14 protein-coding genes are annotated in these 14,701 nt (G+C 61.8%); 10 read left to right on the forward strand and 4 right to left on the reverse strand.

The window, feature by feature from the left end:
- Nucleotides 1-43 precede the first annotated feature (43 nt).
- The 3 genes from ACYU0X_RS03210 (at nt 44) to ACYU0X_RS03220 (ending at nt 3,276) form a co-directional block, all read left to right on the forward strand.
- Nucleotides 44-469 carry a hypothetical protein gene (locus ACYU0X_RS03210; protein WP_418908386.1) on the forward strand — a complete coding sequence of 142 codons (426 nt, stop codon included), beginning with the start codon at nt 44-46 and terminating at the stop codon, nt 467-469.
- Nucleotides 470-619: 150 nt separating this feature from the next.
- Nucleotides 620-1,609 carry an agmatinase gene (gene speB, locus ACYU0X_RS03215; protein ID WP_309408814.1) on the forward strand — a complete coding sequence of 330 codons (990 nt, stop codon included), beginning with the start codon at nt 620-622 and terminating at the stop codon, nt 1,607-1,609.
- 5 nt (nt 1,610-1,614) lie between these two features.
- The gene (locus ACYU0X_RS03220; RefSeq protein ID WP_418908387.1) at nt 1,615-3,276 is read left to right on the forward strand and encodes a thiamine pyrophosphate-binding protein; all 1,662 of its coding nucleotides are present in this window, start codon (nt 1,615-1,617) and stop codon (nt 3,274-3,276) included.
- Between the two features lie 100 nt (nt 3,277-3,376).
- On the opposite strand, the gene ACYU0X_RS03225 is transcribed toward ACYU0X_RS03220, so the two are convergent.
- Together ACYU0X_RS03225 and ACYU0X_RS03230 are read right to left on the reverse strand one after the other, a co-directional pair.
- Nucleotides 3,377-3,589 (reverse strand): hypothetical protein, encoded by a 213-nt coding sequence (locus tag ACYU0X_RS03225; protein WP_309408810.1) that lies wholly within the window; start codon nt 3,587-3,589, stop codon nt 3,377-3,379.
- Between the two features lie 388 nt (nt 3,590-3,977).
- Nucleotides 3,978-4,835, reverse strand: coding sequence for an inositol monophosphatase family protein (locus tag ACYU0X_RS03230; protein ID WP_418908388.1), 858 nt, complete (start codon nt 4,833-4,835; stop codon nt 3,978-3,980).
- 96 nt (nt 4,836-4,931) lie between these two features.
- Between ACYU0X_RS03230 and ACYU0X_RS03235 the strand changes: the two genes are divergently transcribed.
- The 3 genes from ACYU0X_RS03235 (at nt 4,932) to ACYU0X_RS03245 (ending at nt 8,245) form a co-directional block, all read left to right on the forward strand.
- Nucleotides 4,932-5,411, forward strand: coding sequence for a MarR family winged helix-turn-helix transcriptional regulator (locus tag ACYU0X_RS03235; protein WP_418908389.1), 480 nt, complete (start codon nt 4,932-4,934; stop codon nt 5,409-5,411).
- The gene (locus ACYU0X_RS03240) at nt 5,412-6,959 is read left to right on the forward strand and encodes an MFS transporter (RefSeq protein WP_418908390.1); all 1,548 of its coding nucleotides are present in this window, start codon (nt 5,412-5,414) and stop codon (nt 6,957-6,959) included. It begins immediately after the preceding gene.
- A 110-nt stretch (nt 6,960-7,069) separates the two neighbouring features.
- On the forward strand, nt 7,070-8,245 hold the full coding sequence (locus tag ACYU0X_RS03245; protein ID WP_418908391.1) for a CaiB/BaiF CoA transferase family protein: 1,176 nt from the start codon (nt 7,070-7,072) through the stop codon (nt 8,243-8,245).
- Here the strand turns inward: ACYU0X_RS03245 and ACYU0X_RS03250 are convergent.
- Nucleotides 8,242-9,780 (reverse strand): PucR family transcriptional regulator, encoded by a 1,539-nt coding sequence (locus ACYU0X_RS03250; protein ID WP_418908392.1) that lies wholly within the window; start codon nt 9,778-9,780, stop codon nt 8,242-8,244. The two genes, ACYU0X_RS03245 and ACYU0X_RS03250, sit on opposite strands and share 4 nt — an antisense overlap.
- A gap of 115 nt (nt 9,781-9,895) precedes the next feature.
- Here ACYU0X_RS03250 and ACYU0X_RS03255 point away from each other — a divergent pair, with 115 nt between their 5' ends.
- On the forward strand, nt 9,896-11,068 hold the full coding sequence (locus ACYU0X_RS03255; RefSeq protein ID WP_418908393.1) for an acyl-CoA dehydrogenase family protein: 1,173 nt from the start codon (nt 9,896-9,898) through the stop codon (nt 11,066-11,068).
- A 24-nt stretch (nt 11,069-11,092) separates the two neighbouring features.
- A complete protein-coding gene (locus ACYU0X_RS03260; RefSeq protein WP_418908394.1) occupies nt 11,093-12,550 on the forward strand; it encodes an aldehyde dehydrogenase family protein in 1,458 nt (485 codons plus the stop codon).
- Nucleotides 12,551-12,563: 13 nt separating this feature from the next.
- Here the strand turns inward: ACYU0X_RS03260 and ACYU0X_RS03265 are convergent, their stop codons facing one another.
- Complete coding sequence (locus ACYU0X_RS03265; protein WP_461902111.1) at nt 12,564-12,998, reverse strand: pyridoxamine 5'-phosphate oxidase family protein; 435 nt, start codon at nt 12,996-12,998, stop codon at nt 12,564-12,566.
- A 95-nt stretch (nt 12,999-13,093) separates the two neighbouring features.
- Here ACYU0X_RS03265 and ACYU0X_RS03270 point away from each other — a divergent pair, with 95 nt between their 5' ends.
- Together ACYU0X_RS03270 and ACYU0X_RS03275 are read left to right on the forward strand one after the other, a co-directional pair.
- Nucleotides 13,094-14,179, forward strand: coding sequence for an App1 family protein (locus ACYU0X_RS03270; RefSeq protein ID WP_418908396.1), 1,086 nt, complete (start codon nt 13,094-13,096; stop codon nt 14,177-14,179).
- 29 nt (nt 14,180-14,208) lie between these two features.
- Complete coding sequence (locus tag ACYU0X_RS03275; protein ID WP_418909292.1) at nt 14,209-14,643, forward strand: acyl-CoA thioesterase; 435 nt, start codon at nt 14,209-14,211, stop codon at nt 14,641-14,643.
- Nucleotides 14,644-14,701 lie beyond the last annotated feature (58 nt).

Raw genomic sequence — 14,701 nt, forward strand, 5'->3', positions numbered from 1 at the left:
GACTACGGCGGAGGAAAAGTAGCGGCGCGGGAGGGAGGAATGCGTGAGCAAGGATAAATCCAACTCGACCCCGAAGAGTATTGGCTGGGGGTTGGCGTTATTCACCGGCCTGTTGGTTGGCGTGACCTTCACATTCCTGCGCACGCAACGAAACTTCTTCATTATCGGGGCGGCTATTTTGGCCGTCGTGATTATCGCCCTCGGAGTGGCTACGGTGCGCCGCAGGGCGCGGTACCCGCAGCTCTTTGGGGCACATACCTCCGCGATGTATCTGCTCTGGAGCATGTTCATTCTCGTGCTGGCCGGACCGGTGCAACTGGTCTGGGTGGCGTACTCGCTGGAGCAACTGATGATTAAATCTCTGGCGGTGTCCCTGGCCTTTGGCATAGGGATCCATGAGGTCGACAGGGCGTTGGTCCGCGGGGCTCGGCCCCCTGTGAGTGCCGCAGATGGCCGAGTCGACGGCTAAAAATTAACCCGGGTTCGCCCGGGTTTTTTCATGTCTTGGCGGCGTAGCCTTGACGTGACCCTGCCCTCTAAATAGCATGGTAGAAAACCTACGTTTCATATTTGACAACTCACCGTGGAGTGTCAGATCGACAGTGAAAGGATCTTCGCCATGGAAGAAATTCGCATCGAAGACAACGGCAACCTTGGCCCAATCAACGCCGCGCTCACCCCGCGCTACGCCGGCCTGGGAACCTACGCCCGCCTGCCACGTTTGGACCAGGTAAAGCAGGCCGACGTAAAGATCGTCGGCGTACCCTTCGACTCCGGCGTCTCCTACCGCCCCGGAGCCCGCTTCGGCGCCAACCACGTGCGCGAAGCCTCGCGTTTGATCCGCCCATACAACCCGGCCACCGACGTTTCCCCGTTCGCGTTGAGCCAGGTCGCGGATGCCGGCGACATGTCGGTCAACCCCTTCAACATCAATGAAGCCATCGAAACCATCCAGCAGAACGCCCTGGACCTGACCGCCGATGGCTCCTCGCTGGTCACCATCGGTGGCGACCACACCATCGCCTTGCCGCTGTTGCGTGCGGCCACCGAGCGTGCCGGCCAGCCGGTCGCCATGCTGCACTTCGATGCCCACCTCGACACCTGGGACACCTACTTCGGTGCCGAATACACCCACGGCACCCCGTTCCGCCGCGCCGTCGAAGAAGGCATCCTGGATACCGAGGCGATCAGCCACGTGGGTACCCGCGGTCCGCTCTACGGCAAGAAGGATCTCGAAGACGACAAGCGTTTCGGCTTCGGTATCGTGACCAGCTCGGATGTCTACTACCAGGGCGTGCGCGAAATCGTCGACAAGCTGCGCGATCGCATTGGCAACCGCCCGCTGTACATTTCCATCGACATCGACGTCTTGGATCCGGCCCACGCACCGGGCACCGGCACCCCGGAAGCTGGCGGCATCACCAGCCGTGAGCTGCTCGAAATCCTGCGCGGCCTGCGCGGCATGAATGTGGTCGGCGCCGACATCGTTGAAGTTGCCCCGGCCTATGACCACGCCGAACTGACCGGTGTGGCCGCCTCGCACGTCACCTACGACCTGATCTCCCTGATCAGCGAGTTCCGTCAGAACAACGGCAAGAACAAGCGGTAGCGGTTATGGCACAGCGCAACGGCGGCGACCTCGTCGTCGAAACACTGTCGGCACTCGGCGCCAAGACCGTCTTTGGCATTCCCGGGCAGCATGCCCTGGGGCTCTTTGACGCGCTCTCGCGTTCCGAGCTGCAGTTCATTTCCTCGCGCGTGGAAAACAACTCGGCCTTCGCCGCCGACGGCTATTCACGAGCGACCGGGGAAGTGGGCGTACTCTTCCTCTCCACCGGTCCCGGCGCCTTGACCTCATTGGCCGGTTTGCAGGAAGCCTACGCCACCGGTGTGCCCATGGTCGTGGTCGCCAGCCAGATCCCATTGGATGGACTCGGCGCCCGCCGCAAGGGGATGCTGCACCAGCTGGATGACCAGAAGGCTTCGGCCGCGAACGTCACCAAGTCGCAGCGCACCGTGCACCACGCCTCGGGTATTCCCTCGGCCATCCAGGATGCGTGGGCGGATGCCATTACGGTACCCATGGGCCCAGTGTGGGTCGAGGTTCCACAGGATGTGCTGTTGGCACCGGTTATGGTGCCACCGGTGCGCGATGCGCTAGCCGAGGCCTATGAGCATCCGCCGCGGGTGGAGCTCGTGGCCGAGGCCGTACGCTGGCTCGCCGAGGCCAAACGCCCGGCCGTCGTTGCCGGTGGCGGCGTGCGCCGTGCAGGGGCCAAGCAGGCGTTGCTCGAGGTCGCCGAACTGCTACAGGCCCCGGTGCTGTGCTCACCCGGCGGCAACGGCGCGTTCCCGTGGAACCATGAGCTATCCCTGCAGTCCTGGGTAGAGGACCGCTACGTGACCGAGGTGCTCGAGGACGCCGATGCGCTCATCGTCATCGGCTCCTCGTTGGGCGAAGTGACCAGTAACTACTTCACCCTCACCCCGCGCGGCAAGATGATCCAGATCGACGCCGAACCCCGGGTGCTTGAGTCGAATACCCCGGCCTTGGGTATCCGCGCCGATGCGCGCGCCGCACTGGAGTACCTGGCTCAGGCGCTTCGGGATGCCGAGCATCAGGCGGCCGTGGACTGGCATGGGGAATCGGCGGCCGAATTGGTCGCGAACACGCTGGATAAGGTCAAGGGCCGCCTCGATGCGCAGGATCTGGCCAAGGAACGTAAGTTCATGGCCGACATCCGCGAAGCCGTTCCATCGACCATGCAGACCTACTGGGATATGACCATTGCCGCCTACTGGGGTTGGAGCTGCTGGGACTCGCGCGAGGGTGAATTCCACTCCGCTCAGGGTGCCGGTGGACTTGGCTATGGATTCCCTTCGGCGATCGGCGGTGCCATTGGCCTCGAGGTCGCCGGCGCGTCGCACAGCGACGCGCGCGTCTTGGCGGTCTCGGGCGACGGGTCGTCGATGTACTCGATCGCGGAACTGGCCACTGCCAAACAGCACAACGCGCCGGTGACTTGGCTGATCGTCGATGACGGCGGTTACGGGATCTTGCGTGAGTACATGGAAGGCGCCTTCGGTAAGGCGACGGCAACCGAGCTGTCCCGCCCCGACTTCGTCGCCTTGGCCCAGTCGTTCGGGGTGCCTGCCCGTAAGGTGGCCCCGGAAGACATCGGTCCCGCGCTGCGCGAATCCTTCGCCGCAGACGGCCCGAACGTCATCGTCGTGGAAACGCTACTGAAGATGTTTGCTCCGACGCATTTGGACTAAGCGCCACCTGAGCTAAAGTCTCGGGACAAAGATGTGGCCCGCTGCCGTGAGAACCTGTTTCTCATTGGCGGCGGGCCGCGTTGCGCTCACCTTCTCGCCGTTAGTGCGTGAAGTGGTAGACCGTGCCGAAGAGCACGGCGGAAATACCCATCGATACTCCGATGAGCATTGGCTCCCAATCCAGGGCTCGGGTAGCCAACATCACCGCGAAGACACCGAAGAGCAAAATTGCTCCGATGCCGCCGAGGATCACCCCTCCGCCTCCATGGTGCCGCACGGCGGAGTGTGCGGTCCGATGAAATAGTGGTGCCATACCGCGGATGATACGCCGATCTGCGCGAAGTGCAAGGGGTGCTGACGCTACGGCCAATCACCGGTGCCCAGCGACCTTGTCGTCGTCAGGACGTAAAGAGTTCATTCGGTACCTCCAGAGATTGCCCTCAGGCCCAAGAAGGCTCGACCGTTGCGACGGATCCACCGAATATACCGAGGTCACAGGGGGATTATTGCGAGGTCGGCGCAGTAGGTGGGCTGTGGATCGTCTGCGGAGTGGGCGTAGATTTCTTTCCTTGCGCCGGTAGGAATATCGAGTCTGGGCCCTAGCGTTGGCCGAGCCTGCGCAGCACGTGGCCGCTGGCGACGAAGTGTGAACTATCGTAGGCGATGTGCCCGCAGACGGATGCTGGGGTGATGCGACCTGCTCATTGAGCGTCGCGTCGTGCGGCGATGATGCGATCGGCCGCGCGCGCCAGCGAGGGATAGTTAGCTCCCGGTCCTTGGGCGATGAAGCCGGGGGCGGCGTGGGCCGGTCCCTTCGTATCGTCATAGCGCAACCCACGGTAGCTACCGCCGGTGACCGTCACTAGGTGCGCTCCGGCGGCCACATCCCAAATTTTGGTGTCGAAGCCGATCACCGCATCGCACCAACCGGCGGCCACATGGGCCAAGGAGAGTGCGGCGCACACCTTGCGTCGAACGGTGGCGAAATCAACGATCCACTGTCCTAGTAGTTCCAAGGCGAGCGTCCCGTCGACTCCGATGGATTCGGCTCCCGGGTAGTCCGTCATGAGATTCGCCCTGGTCTGCTCCGGGCGAGGGCTCGGGTGAAGCGGCTGGTCGTTGAGGAATGCGGTGTCGAGGTTTGCGCTGAATTCGTCCTGCGAGATGGGATCCACAATAGCCGCAGCGATGAGCTGACCGTCGACTGCGGCAGCGATCGAGATTGCGAAGAACGCCACGCCATGGACGAAATTGCTGGTGCCGTCGATGGGATCGACAATCCACTGCACCGCACCGGCGGCATGGTTTTGCGTGCTGTCATCGCCTTCTTCGCCCAGAACCCACGAACCGGGCAGGCTCCGTAGCAAGTGGTCGGTGATTATCTCTTGGCTCTGGCGATCGACCGAGGTCACCAGGTCGTGCGGATTGCTTTTCTCATCGGCGTGCACGCCGAGCCGGAAGTTCTGATTGACCACGAGGGCCGCGGCCCGAGCCGCCTGTAGCGCATCGAGGCGACGATGTTCGGCGAATTCGGGCGTGACGTTCGGTGGAATGCTCACGACAATAAGCCTATCCGGTGCCCGGTGGCGATTTAGTTGACTAGGTCAACGAATCGCCATACTGTTGACCTAGTCAACAGTTGGGAGTTTCAACTAATGGAGTCACGCAGCTCGGCCGCACGACTGATCGAGGAATTATCCCGTGGATCTCGTTTGCTCCACGTGCTCGCGCAGCTAGACACCACCGCTCAGGCCGTGTCCAACGGGGCCTTTCACGTGTTGCACGTGATCTCGAAGAAGGAACCCACCCACGCAGCCGACGTAGCTTCCGTCATGGGCATTGGGACGGCAGCCGTGAGTCGCCACTTGACGGAGCTCGAAGGAGCCGGGCTGATCGCTCGACACACCTGCTTCGATGACGCGCGTCGGGCCATCCTGGCTTCGACTGAGGCCGGTCGCACCGCACTGGCCACGCGCGAAGCCCACCGCGCCCAGCGTTTGACGGCCGCGTTACCTCAGTGGTCTGCGGAGCAGATGAACGCTTTGGGGCAATCGTTGGGTGAGCTCAACGACGCGCTGCGTGAGGCGATTGATGACTATCGGCTACGAACGACGGACCAGGAGAAGCAGGCGTAGATGAACCCATCAGAGAAACCGGTCGATCGCACTGAACGCACCGCGGACAAGGCGCAAATGAATCAGCGCGAAGTTTTGCGTTCGATCGCCGGGGTGCTGGCCTCGTTTTTTGCGGCCATGCTGGCTACGACCATTGTTTCTATTGCCCTTCCCACGATCATGGACGAGCTGGGCGGATCACAGACCGACTTTAACTGGGTGCTGACGACCACACTGTTGGCTAACGCTGCGACCACTCCCATATGGGGGAAACTGGCCGACCTCTTCGATAAGAAAAAGCTCCTGCAAGGCGGCATTCTTCTTTTCGTGCTCGGATCGGTCCTGGCCGGGTTCGCGATGAACATTCCCATGCTGCTATCCGCCCGTGTCATCCAAGGCATTGGAATGGGTGGGCTGACCGCGATGGGAATGGCGGTTATCGGCACCGTGATCGCGCCGCGCGAACGAGGCCGTTATTCGGGGTACTTCGGCGCAGTGATGGCAGTGTCCACAGCGACCGGTCCGCTCCTCGGCGGGCTATTGGTCGATTCACCGCTGGGCTGGCGGTGGTGTTTCTTCTTTGGCGTACCTATTAGCTTGTTCTCGATATGGCTTATTCATCGCACGTTGCACCTCAAGCACCTCAAACGCAAAGTGCATATTGACTGGTTAGGTGCGATTTTGCTGACCGTCGCCGTCAGCGTGTTGCTGATCTGGGTTTCTTACGTTGGCAAACCCACAGCCTTCGGATGGAATTCGTGGCAGACCTACACCATGGTGTTTGGGGCGTTGTTCCTCGCGGTCTTTTTCGTGCTGGTCGAGAGACGAGCCATTGAGCCCATTATTCCGTTGAACATTATCGTTACTCGCACCACGGCGCTGGCCATTGTGGCCTCAATCGCCATCGGCGTGGGGATGTTCGGTTCCGGTGCCTTTATCGGTCAATACTTCCAGATTGCCCGCGAAGCCAGCCCTACGCTGGCCGGGCTCATGACCCTGCCGATGATCGTCGGAAACTTTACTGGTTCGGTGACCTCCGGACAGCTGATTTCCCGCTTCGGTCGCTGGAAAGTATTTCTGGTGATCGGTTCGGTCACCAACGTGCTGGGACTCGGACTGCTGGGCAGCATGAATGCGGACACCGCGTATCCGCTGTTGGCCGTTGGCATGTTCCTCAACGGAGTAGGGATGGGGTTCATGTTGCAGAACCTCGTGTTGGCGGTGCAGAACACCGTAAAGGTCACCGATATCGGTGCGGCCAGTTCTTCGGTGGCCTTCTTCCGTTCGGTGGGAGGATCCGCTGGTGTGGCGGTACTCGGCGCGATGCTCTCGGACCGGGTGACAGATTTGGTGGCCGCGGGCCTGAACCGCCAAGGAGTCGGCGGGATACCGGTCGGTGGCGGTGATTCGTTGAACCTTTCGGCCATGCCCGAGCCGGTGCGGCTGATTGTGGAGAACGCTTATGGTCAAGCAACCGGCACCGTTTTCATGGCTTCGGCCGCGGTGGCGGCCGTTGCGATCCTCTGCGTGCTGCTCATCAAGGAAGTGCCCCTGCGTCAGTCGGTGTAAGCCACCGGTTTTCGTACAGTTCGCACAATAAGTTGGTCGGGGCCGCGAACTCTCCGGAGCTGAGAGCACGTAGGGTGGCATTGACACATTGACGTGGGAAGGCTGTGCAGATGACCGGGATTCGGCCGCTTGAAGGGCTCGTCGTCGCGGATTTTTCGCGGGTGCTGGCTGGACCATTGTGCACGATGACGCTTGCGGATCTGGGCGCTACCGTTATCAAGGTGGAGCGTCCGGAAACCGGGGACGACACGCGCAGCTGGGGACCGCCCTTTTCCGCGACGGGCGCGACCTACTTCGAATCGGTCAATCGCAACAAGCAGTCCATCGCTCTTGACCTTCAGGATCCCGCCGATGCTGCAATCGCCCGTGATCTCGCGCTACGAGCCGACATTCTGGTCGAGAATTTTCTCACCGGCGGTATGGAGAAACTGGGGCTTGGTTATACCCAACTTAGTGAGCAGAATCCGGGGCTGATCTACGCGTCAGTGACCGGGTTTGGGTCGGCGGCCGGGGCGCAGCTCCCCGGCTATGACTTCATTGTCCAAGCGCTGGGTGGGCTGATGTCCATTACCGGTGCCCCGGAAGGGGAACCGATGAAAGCTGGAGTGGCGCTGGTCGATGTACTCACCGCGAAGGACGCCACGATCGCGATTCTCGCTGCGGTGCGTCACCGAGAACAAACGGGAAGCGGTACCCACATCGAGGTGAACCTGCTCTCGAGTCTGCAGGGGGCCTTAGTCAACCAGGGGCAGGCCTACCTCGGCGCCCAATCGGTGGCGCAACGGATGGGAAACGAACATCCCTCGATCGTCCCCTATCAACTTCTGGACGCCGCCGATGGACCGGTGGCCGTCGCATGTGGCAACGACCGGCAATTTGCCCGGCTCTGCGCCGAACTGGGTGCCCCCGAGCTAGCCTTAGACACGAAATTTGCCACCAACACGCAACGCGTTGCCCATCGCAGGGAACTGGTGGACCTCTTGGAAGGTCTGCTTCAATCCGACACCGCCGCAAACTGGCAGCACCGGTTGACCGCCGTCGGTGTTCCTGCCGGCAAGGTGGCGAATATCGCCGAAGGTCTGGCCTTCGCAGACTCGCTCGGGCTGGATCCTGTCATGGATGTCCTCGACGCTGATGGTGGGATCGTCGGTCGTCAGGTACGCCATCCGGCCACCTGGTCACCGCCACTGGATAGTCCGCGCTTGGCACCACCAAAGCTGGGAGAGCACAACCAGGCGGTGCGTAGCTGGCTCGCAGCGCAGACCGAAGACGTGGGGCGAGGCTAAACGGATTCGCGGTGACGGGCCAACGCCAGCCAAAGATGTGCGGCGACATCGGGGTCATCCAGGTCAACCTCCAGCAGGCTTTGGGCCAGTTGAATGCGGTAGCGCAGCGTATTGCGGTGTACACCCAAATGTCGAGCGGCTTGATCCCACACGCCTCGACAACGCAGATACCCGGTCACCGCTCCGAGCAGATCTGCACGCTGATAGCTGGATAAGGTGAGCACCCACGCATCCGCCTGGGCCTGCGAGGACGCGGCCAGCAGATGCACGCAGCCGGCCGGTACGTGAACTAGGTCGGCCGCGAGAGTCGCGAACTTCTCCGCCACGTTGCTTGCATCGCATCCAGTGGCGAGCATCGCCGTAATGCCGGCACCGCCCAGCGGAATGGAACCGGCGTCGGGTGGCGAAGTATTCGGGCTGGTGTCTGCTCCGTCGGTGGTGGCGGACACGGTGAGTAGGGATTCGTCCAGAACGTAATAGGCGGCATCGTCGGTGCCAAAGTATGGCGCACCCGCGGCCAAGGCCTGCGTGAAGTGCAGTTGGTCGCAGGCCGGCAGCGTCTCGAGTATGCCCCCAAGCTCGGCGGGGGATAGCTCTGTTGGTGCGCCGCGGACCCCGAGGATTGCCACGCGGGCGGGAATATCCCCCAGACCGGCGTCCGCCGCAAGCAAGCGAGCCGCCTCCAGGTGGCCGTTGACCACTAGTTTTGCTGCGGCGGCTGCCAACGTGGCGTGAGTTTGAACCTGCTGTTCATGGTTGCGCGCTCGCAGGGTGAGCAGCACCGTTACCGTCAGGAGCACCTGGCGATCCGCGGGAGTCAGGCGGCGACCGGGGCCGATGCCGAGTACGCCATGCACCTTAGCGCCTAGGTGAATTGGATAGAGCACCGCCGGATGGTTCTGCAACTGGAAGGTCGCCGCCGATGGCGCGGCGTTGCGGCTGAGCCGCTGTGCTTCGGCGCGCAAGGTTGGCAGGTAACCCTGTGCGGTCTCGGGCCAGACCAGGTCACGACCGTTCTCGTCGGAAAGGTAGGCGGCCCAGCCGCCCAATGCTTGGGCCAGCGCCTTCAGTACGGCTAATCCGGCATCGGGGCGTATGGCGGCGCGGGCCAAGGCGGTTTGGGTGCCCACCAGTCCGGAAATTCCCTCGCTTGAGCCGGCCATTGATAACGACCAGAATCGGCGGGTTACTTCTTGGAACGCGGCTTGTTCCGGAATGAGCACGAGATCGAGTTCGTACTTCTGGCATGCCTCGAGCAACGCCGTGGGTACTTCACGAAGGCTCGGGCCTAGTCCCAGCCCTAAGGCGGCCACACCGTGGTCCTTCAGGCGTTGAACGTAGGGCCCGGGGCTTAGCTGACCACTGGCCATGAGTAATCCAGTGGTGAGCAGCAGCTCTCCACCATCTAAGTAGTCGGTGGGATCGGCAAGTTCGGAAATATGCACGCCGCCGATTTCGCTAGCTGAATAGCTCTCCGGGCTCAACGGTTCAAGGGAATCGCCTAGGGCTTCGCCCAGTTGCCGCAAGGTGATCATGGTGAGAGTGTCCGATTCGTTCCAGGTTTTAGGTCAATGTGTCTAATGTTCTCATGTGCTTGAGGTCATAAGTTAGAGAGGTAGCCTCGCCGAACCTGACAAAGGAGCCAGAACCGTGACCGAACAACTGCTGGACCCCTCGGACCTGATTAATCTCGATTCGTTGCTCACCGAACAGGAGCTGAGCTGGCGGGCCACGGTGCGTGAATTCGTCACGGAGCACATCAAGCCGAATATTGCCGCCTGGTACGAGAAGGCCTACTTTCCCCGCGAAATCGTTCCTGAGCTGGGCTCTCTTGGAGTCCTAGGCATGCACCTGGACGGACATGGTTGCGCCGGGCGAACGGCGGTTGAGTACGGGCTGGCTGCAGCGGAGCTCGAAGCGGGGGATTCGGGTCTCAGGACCTTCGTCTCCGTGCAGGGCTCACTGGCCATGAGCGCGATCCATAAGCATGGATCAGAAGAGCAGAAGTCACGCTGGCTGCCAGCCATGGCCGCCGGTGAAGCGATCGGCTGTTTCGGGTTGACCGAGCCGACCGCTGGCTCAGATCCCTCGAGCATGAAGACCTTTGCGCGCCGCGACGGCTCGGATTGGGTGCTCAACGGAGCCAAACGATGGATCGGTTTGGCGACGCTTGCCGACGTTGCGGTCATCTGGGCGCAGACCGAGCAAGGGGTGCGGGGATTCTTGGTACCCACCGAAACTCAGGGATTTAGCGCCACACCCATTGAGCCGAAGCTCTCCATGCGTGCCTCGATCCAATGTGACATCGAACTGACCGAGGTGCGGCTACCCGCCGACGCGGTACTGCCGGATGTGACCGGACTCAAGGGTCCCTTCAGCTGCCTCAACGAGGCGCGCTACGGCATCATTTGGGGATCCATGGGGGCTGCCCGCGACGCATTTGAGGATGCTTTGGCCTACGCGCAGCAACGTTTGCAGTTCGATAAGCCGTTGGCCGGATACCAGCTGACCCAGCAGAAGCTCGTGGATATGGCCCTGGAGATCAATAAAGGATTCTTGCTGGCCGTGCACATCGGGCGACAAAAGGATGCTGGGACTCTGGACCTGCACCAAATATCTGTCGGCAAACTCAATAACTGCCGGGAAGCCATTGAGGTCTGCCGGGAGGCCCGCACCATTTTGGGTGGAAACGGCATCACCATGGACTACTCGCCGCTGCGTCATGCCAACAACTTGGAGTCGGTTCGCACCTACGAAGGCACCGATGAGGTGCACACCCTAATCCTGGGGCAACGACTCACCGGTGTCCCGGCCTTTCGCTAGGCCGTTAGAGGAAGGAACACGACCATGAGCACCTCGCCGTCCGCAACAGAGCTGCGTCATTACCTTGATGGGCGTTGGCTCCACGGATCGGGGCCTGTCATTGAGTGCCGCTCGGCCGTCGACCCGGACCGGGTCCTTGCCGTGGGCCGCTCGGCCGATACCCAGCAGATCGATGCGGCGTTTGCCGCGGCCGGAAAGGCCGCGGGAAGCTGGGCGGCGCTGCCCATGGCGGAGCGGGCCACCTATCTGTTGCGAGCGGCGGATCAACTCACCGGACAAGCTGACGCGCTGGGTGCGGAACTCGCCGTGGAAGAGGGGAAAACCATTGCCGAAGGCATTGCCGAGGTACATCGGGCGGCACAGGTCTTGAACTATGTGGCGGGCGAGGCGCAACGTGAGGCGGGAAGCATCTATCACTCCCCGCGAGCCAATGAGCAAATTATTGTCGGATATCGCCCACTGGGAGTAGTTGCAGTAATTACCCCGTTCAATTTTCCCATCGCCATCCCCGCCTGGAAGATCGCTCCGGCGCTCATCTACGGCAATACCGTCGTGTTCAAGCCGGCGAGTGCCGTGCCGCTGCTGGCTACCCGACTGGTACAGGCTCTCGAAGCCGCTGGTTTGCCGCACGGAGTGCTGAATATGGTGTTGGGTCCCGGCTCCCTGGGCGACGAGCTAATGGCGCATCCGCGACTACGGGGCGTCAGCTTTACCGGATCCACCGAGGTGGGGCGCCAGCTCTGTGCCGCGGGCGCGGCGCGTGGAATTCCGGTGCAAGCAGAAATGGGTGGGAAAAACGCGGCCGTCGTGCTCGCGGATGCCGACCTCGAGATGGCCTGCGAGCAGGTGCTCTTGGGCGCCTTTCGTTCCGCCGGCCAAAAATGTACGGCAACGTCGCGCCTCATCGTCGATCACCGAGTAGCCGACGAGTTGATTGAACGCCTCTGTGACCGCCTCGAGACATGGGTTACCGGGGATCCGCTGGCCGCGGACGTGCACATGGGCCCGTTGGTCGATGAGCGTGCGGCATGTTCGGCGCGGGACCGCCTCGCCCGTGCGTTGGCCTCCGGAGCCACCGAAGTGTTCCACGGGACGGCACCTGCGGGGAAGAACTTTTTGCCTCCGACGCTGTTGGAAGTGACGAATGATGCCGTGGGCCGTGCGAATCCGGCATGGAATGAGGAGTTCTTTGCCCCGGTGCTCACGATCGTGCGCGTGGATGGTGAGGCGCAGGCCTTCGCGGCGGCCAACGACGGTGAATATGGCTTGAGCCTTGCCCTCTTCACCAAAGACCTCGGGGCGGCATTGCGTGCGCAACGCTCGGTCGATGTCGGAATCTTGCATGTGAATTCCGAATCGGCAGGTGCCGAGGTGCACGTGCCCTTTGGTGGCGCAAAGTCCTCGGGTTACGGTCCGAAGGAGCAAGGGCGGGCGGCGCGTGAATTTTTCACGCACAGCACCACCGTTTATTTGCGGGCCTAGCGCGTAGCGGAGCTTAGACGTCCATCTCTGGCTGGGCACCAAGCTGGAAATGCCTGCCGTGAATTTCGGCCACGGTGATACGCACCCATACTTCCTTCAAGGTAGGAATCCAGGGGCTTACACCGCTGGAACGGGCTTCGTTGACGTCGGCCTCGTGCTCGAGAATTTCGGCGCGGCCACGGACCACTACGGACCAAGCCTCGTCGGAGAGGATGCCATCGGCCTCGAAAGCCACTGAGTCGTTGATATTCAGCGCCGCAAGCTTGTTTCCCGGGGCGGTGCGCAGGTAGAGAACGCGCTCCTTGACGCCATAGTTGACCGGGACGATGTCGATAAATCCCGCGGCACTTGTCGCCAACCGTCCATGGGAGGTGTGGCTTAGAAGTTCCCAAGACTGTTCCTCGGAGAGAACGAGGACCGGTTCGTCGCTGGCATGTGTGTATCTCATGATCCTAGTTTTCTACGACTTGTAGAAAAAGGCAAGGGGTGGCGTTGCTTCTTGAAAGTTATCTCCGTGCGGCCACTCGTGAAAGACTGGTGTTCATGAGTCACGCACCCATGGATGGCGCCGCGCGGCATATCGCCTCCCGACTGGAGGACAATTTCCACCTTTGGCGCGCCCGGCGCGCTCGCGCCCGCGGCCTACAACCGGTCATCATGCCCTATCCCGGCTATGGATTGCACCGAGTGTCTGGTGGATGGGTGCGCGTCTTCGCTCGCCTCGTGCTGGCGCGCCCAGGCGCATTCGAAGGTGGCCGCCATCAGGCCCAGGTGATCGAGGACGGCATCCGCGGATTCCGAAATTTCGTCTCTCCGGTGCTCCCTTTCGGGCACGTGACGGTCACGATCGGCGGGGACCGCTTTGAAATACAGGCAGATCGTGGTGGCGTGATCGACGTCAAACTCGCCGCCAACCTGGCCTCGGGCTGGAATTCGGTGAAATTGCAGGCAGTCGGAGGGGAATCTGCCACCGCTGAGGTGTTGGTGATCGACGAGGAACAGCAGTTCGGAGTGATCAGCGACGTTGATGACACGGTGGTGGTCACTGCGCTTCCACGTCCGCTGCTAGCTGCCTGGAATTCGTTCGTGCTCTCCGAACACGCACGCGTGGCGACTCCGGGGATGGCCGTGATGATGCAGCGCGTACTGGATCATCATCCGCACAGCCCCACAATCTACCTCTCGACCGGCCCCTGGAATGTCGCTCAAACGCTTTCGCGTTTTATGTCGCGCAATCTCTTCCCGCGCGGACCAATACTTCTGACGGATTGGGGTCCCACCGATCGGGCATGGTTCCGTAGCGGCATGCAGCATAAGGTGGATCAGCTGCGCCGCTTAGCCGAAGAGTTCCCGCAGACCGAGTGGTTACTCATTGGTGATGACGGACAGCATGACCCGGCGATCTATGCGGAGTTTGCCCGCCGCTATCCCGAGCGCGTGAAGGCCATTGTCATTCGTCAGTTGACGCCTTCCGAAGCGGTGCTGGCTGGTGGACGTTCGAGCGAGTTGCGGCGTGCGACGCCCGGTATTGAATGGGTGTACGAGCTGGACGGATCGCGCATGCTGGCGCGGCTCAAGGAGCTTGGTTTGGTCGGGGAGGATGTTCAGTGGCAACAAGAGATCAAGTAACGCCGCAGAAACTGCGTGTACAGGTGCCCATGCGCTGGGGCGATATGGATGCCTATGGGCACGTCAACAACGTGAATCTGATTCGACTGATGGAAGAGGCACGAATCGCGGGCTTCGGGGTGCCCGGCGGTACCGGCGCGCCCGGTGTCGAACCGGCGGTGCAGATTTTTTCGGCCGTTCCGGCCGGCGTGCAGATTCTCGTGGTGGAACACCGGGTGCGCTACGCCCGCCCTCTGGAATACCGCAACGTTCCGGTCAACGTTGACCTGTGGATTGCTTCCGTCAAGCCGGCAAGCTTTGATATTTGCTACGAGTTCCGGGACCCGGTGGATGGTGCGCTGTGCGTGCGAGCCAGTACGACCCTGGCGTTTTTCGACACTTCCTCCTCGCGCGTGCAGCGGCTCACGCCAGCCGAGCGGGCCGGACTCGAGCCATTTATGGGGGCGCCGGTTTTTCCTAAATAGCCAGGGCCGTCGAATCGAAATAGGATAGAACTATCTAACGTATTCGACAGGAAGTGGT

This window comes from Glutamicibacter sp. X7 (genome assembly GCF_054889245.1).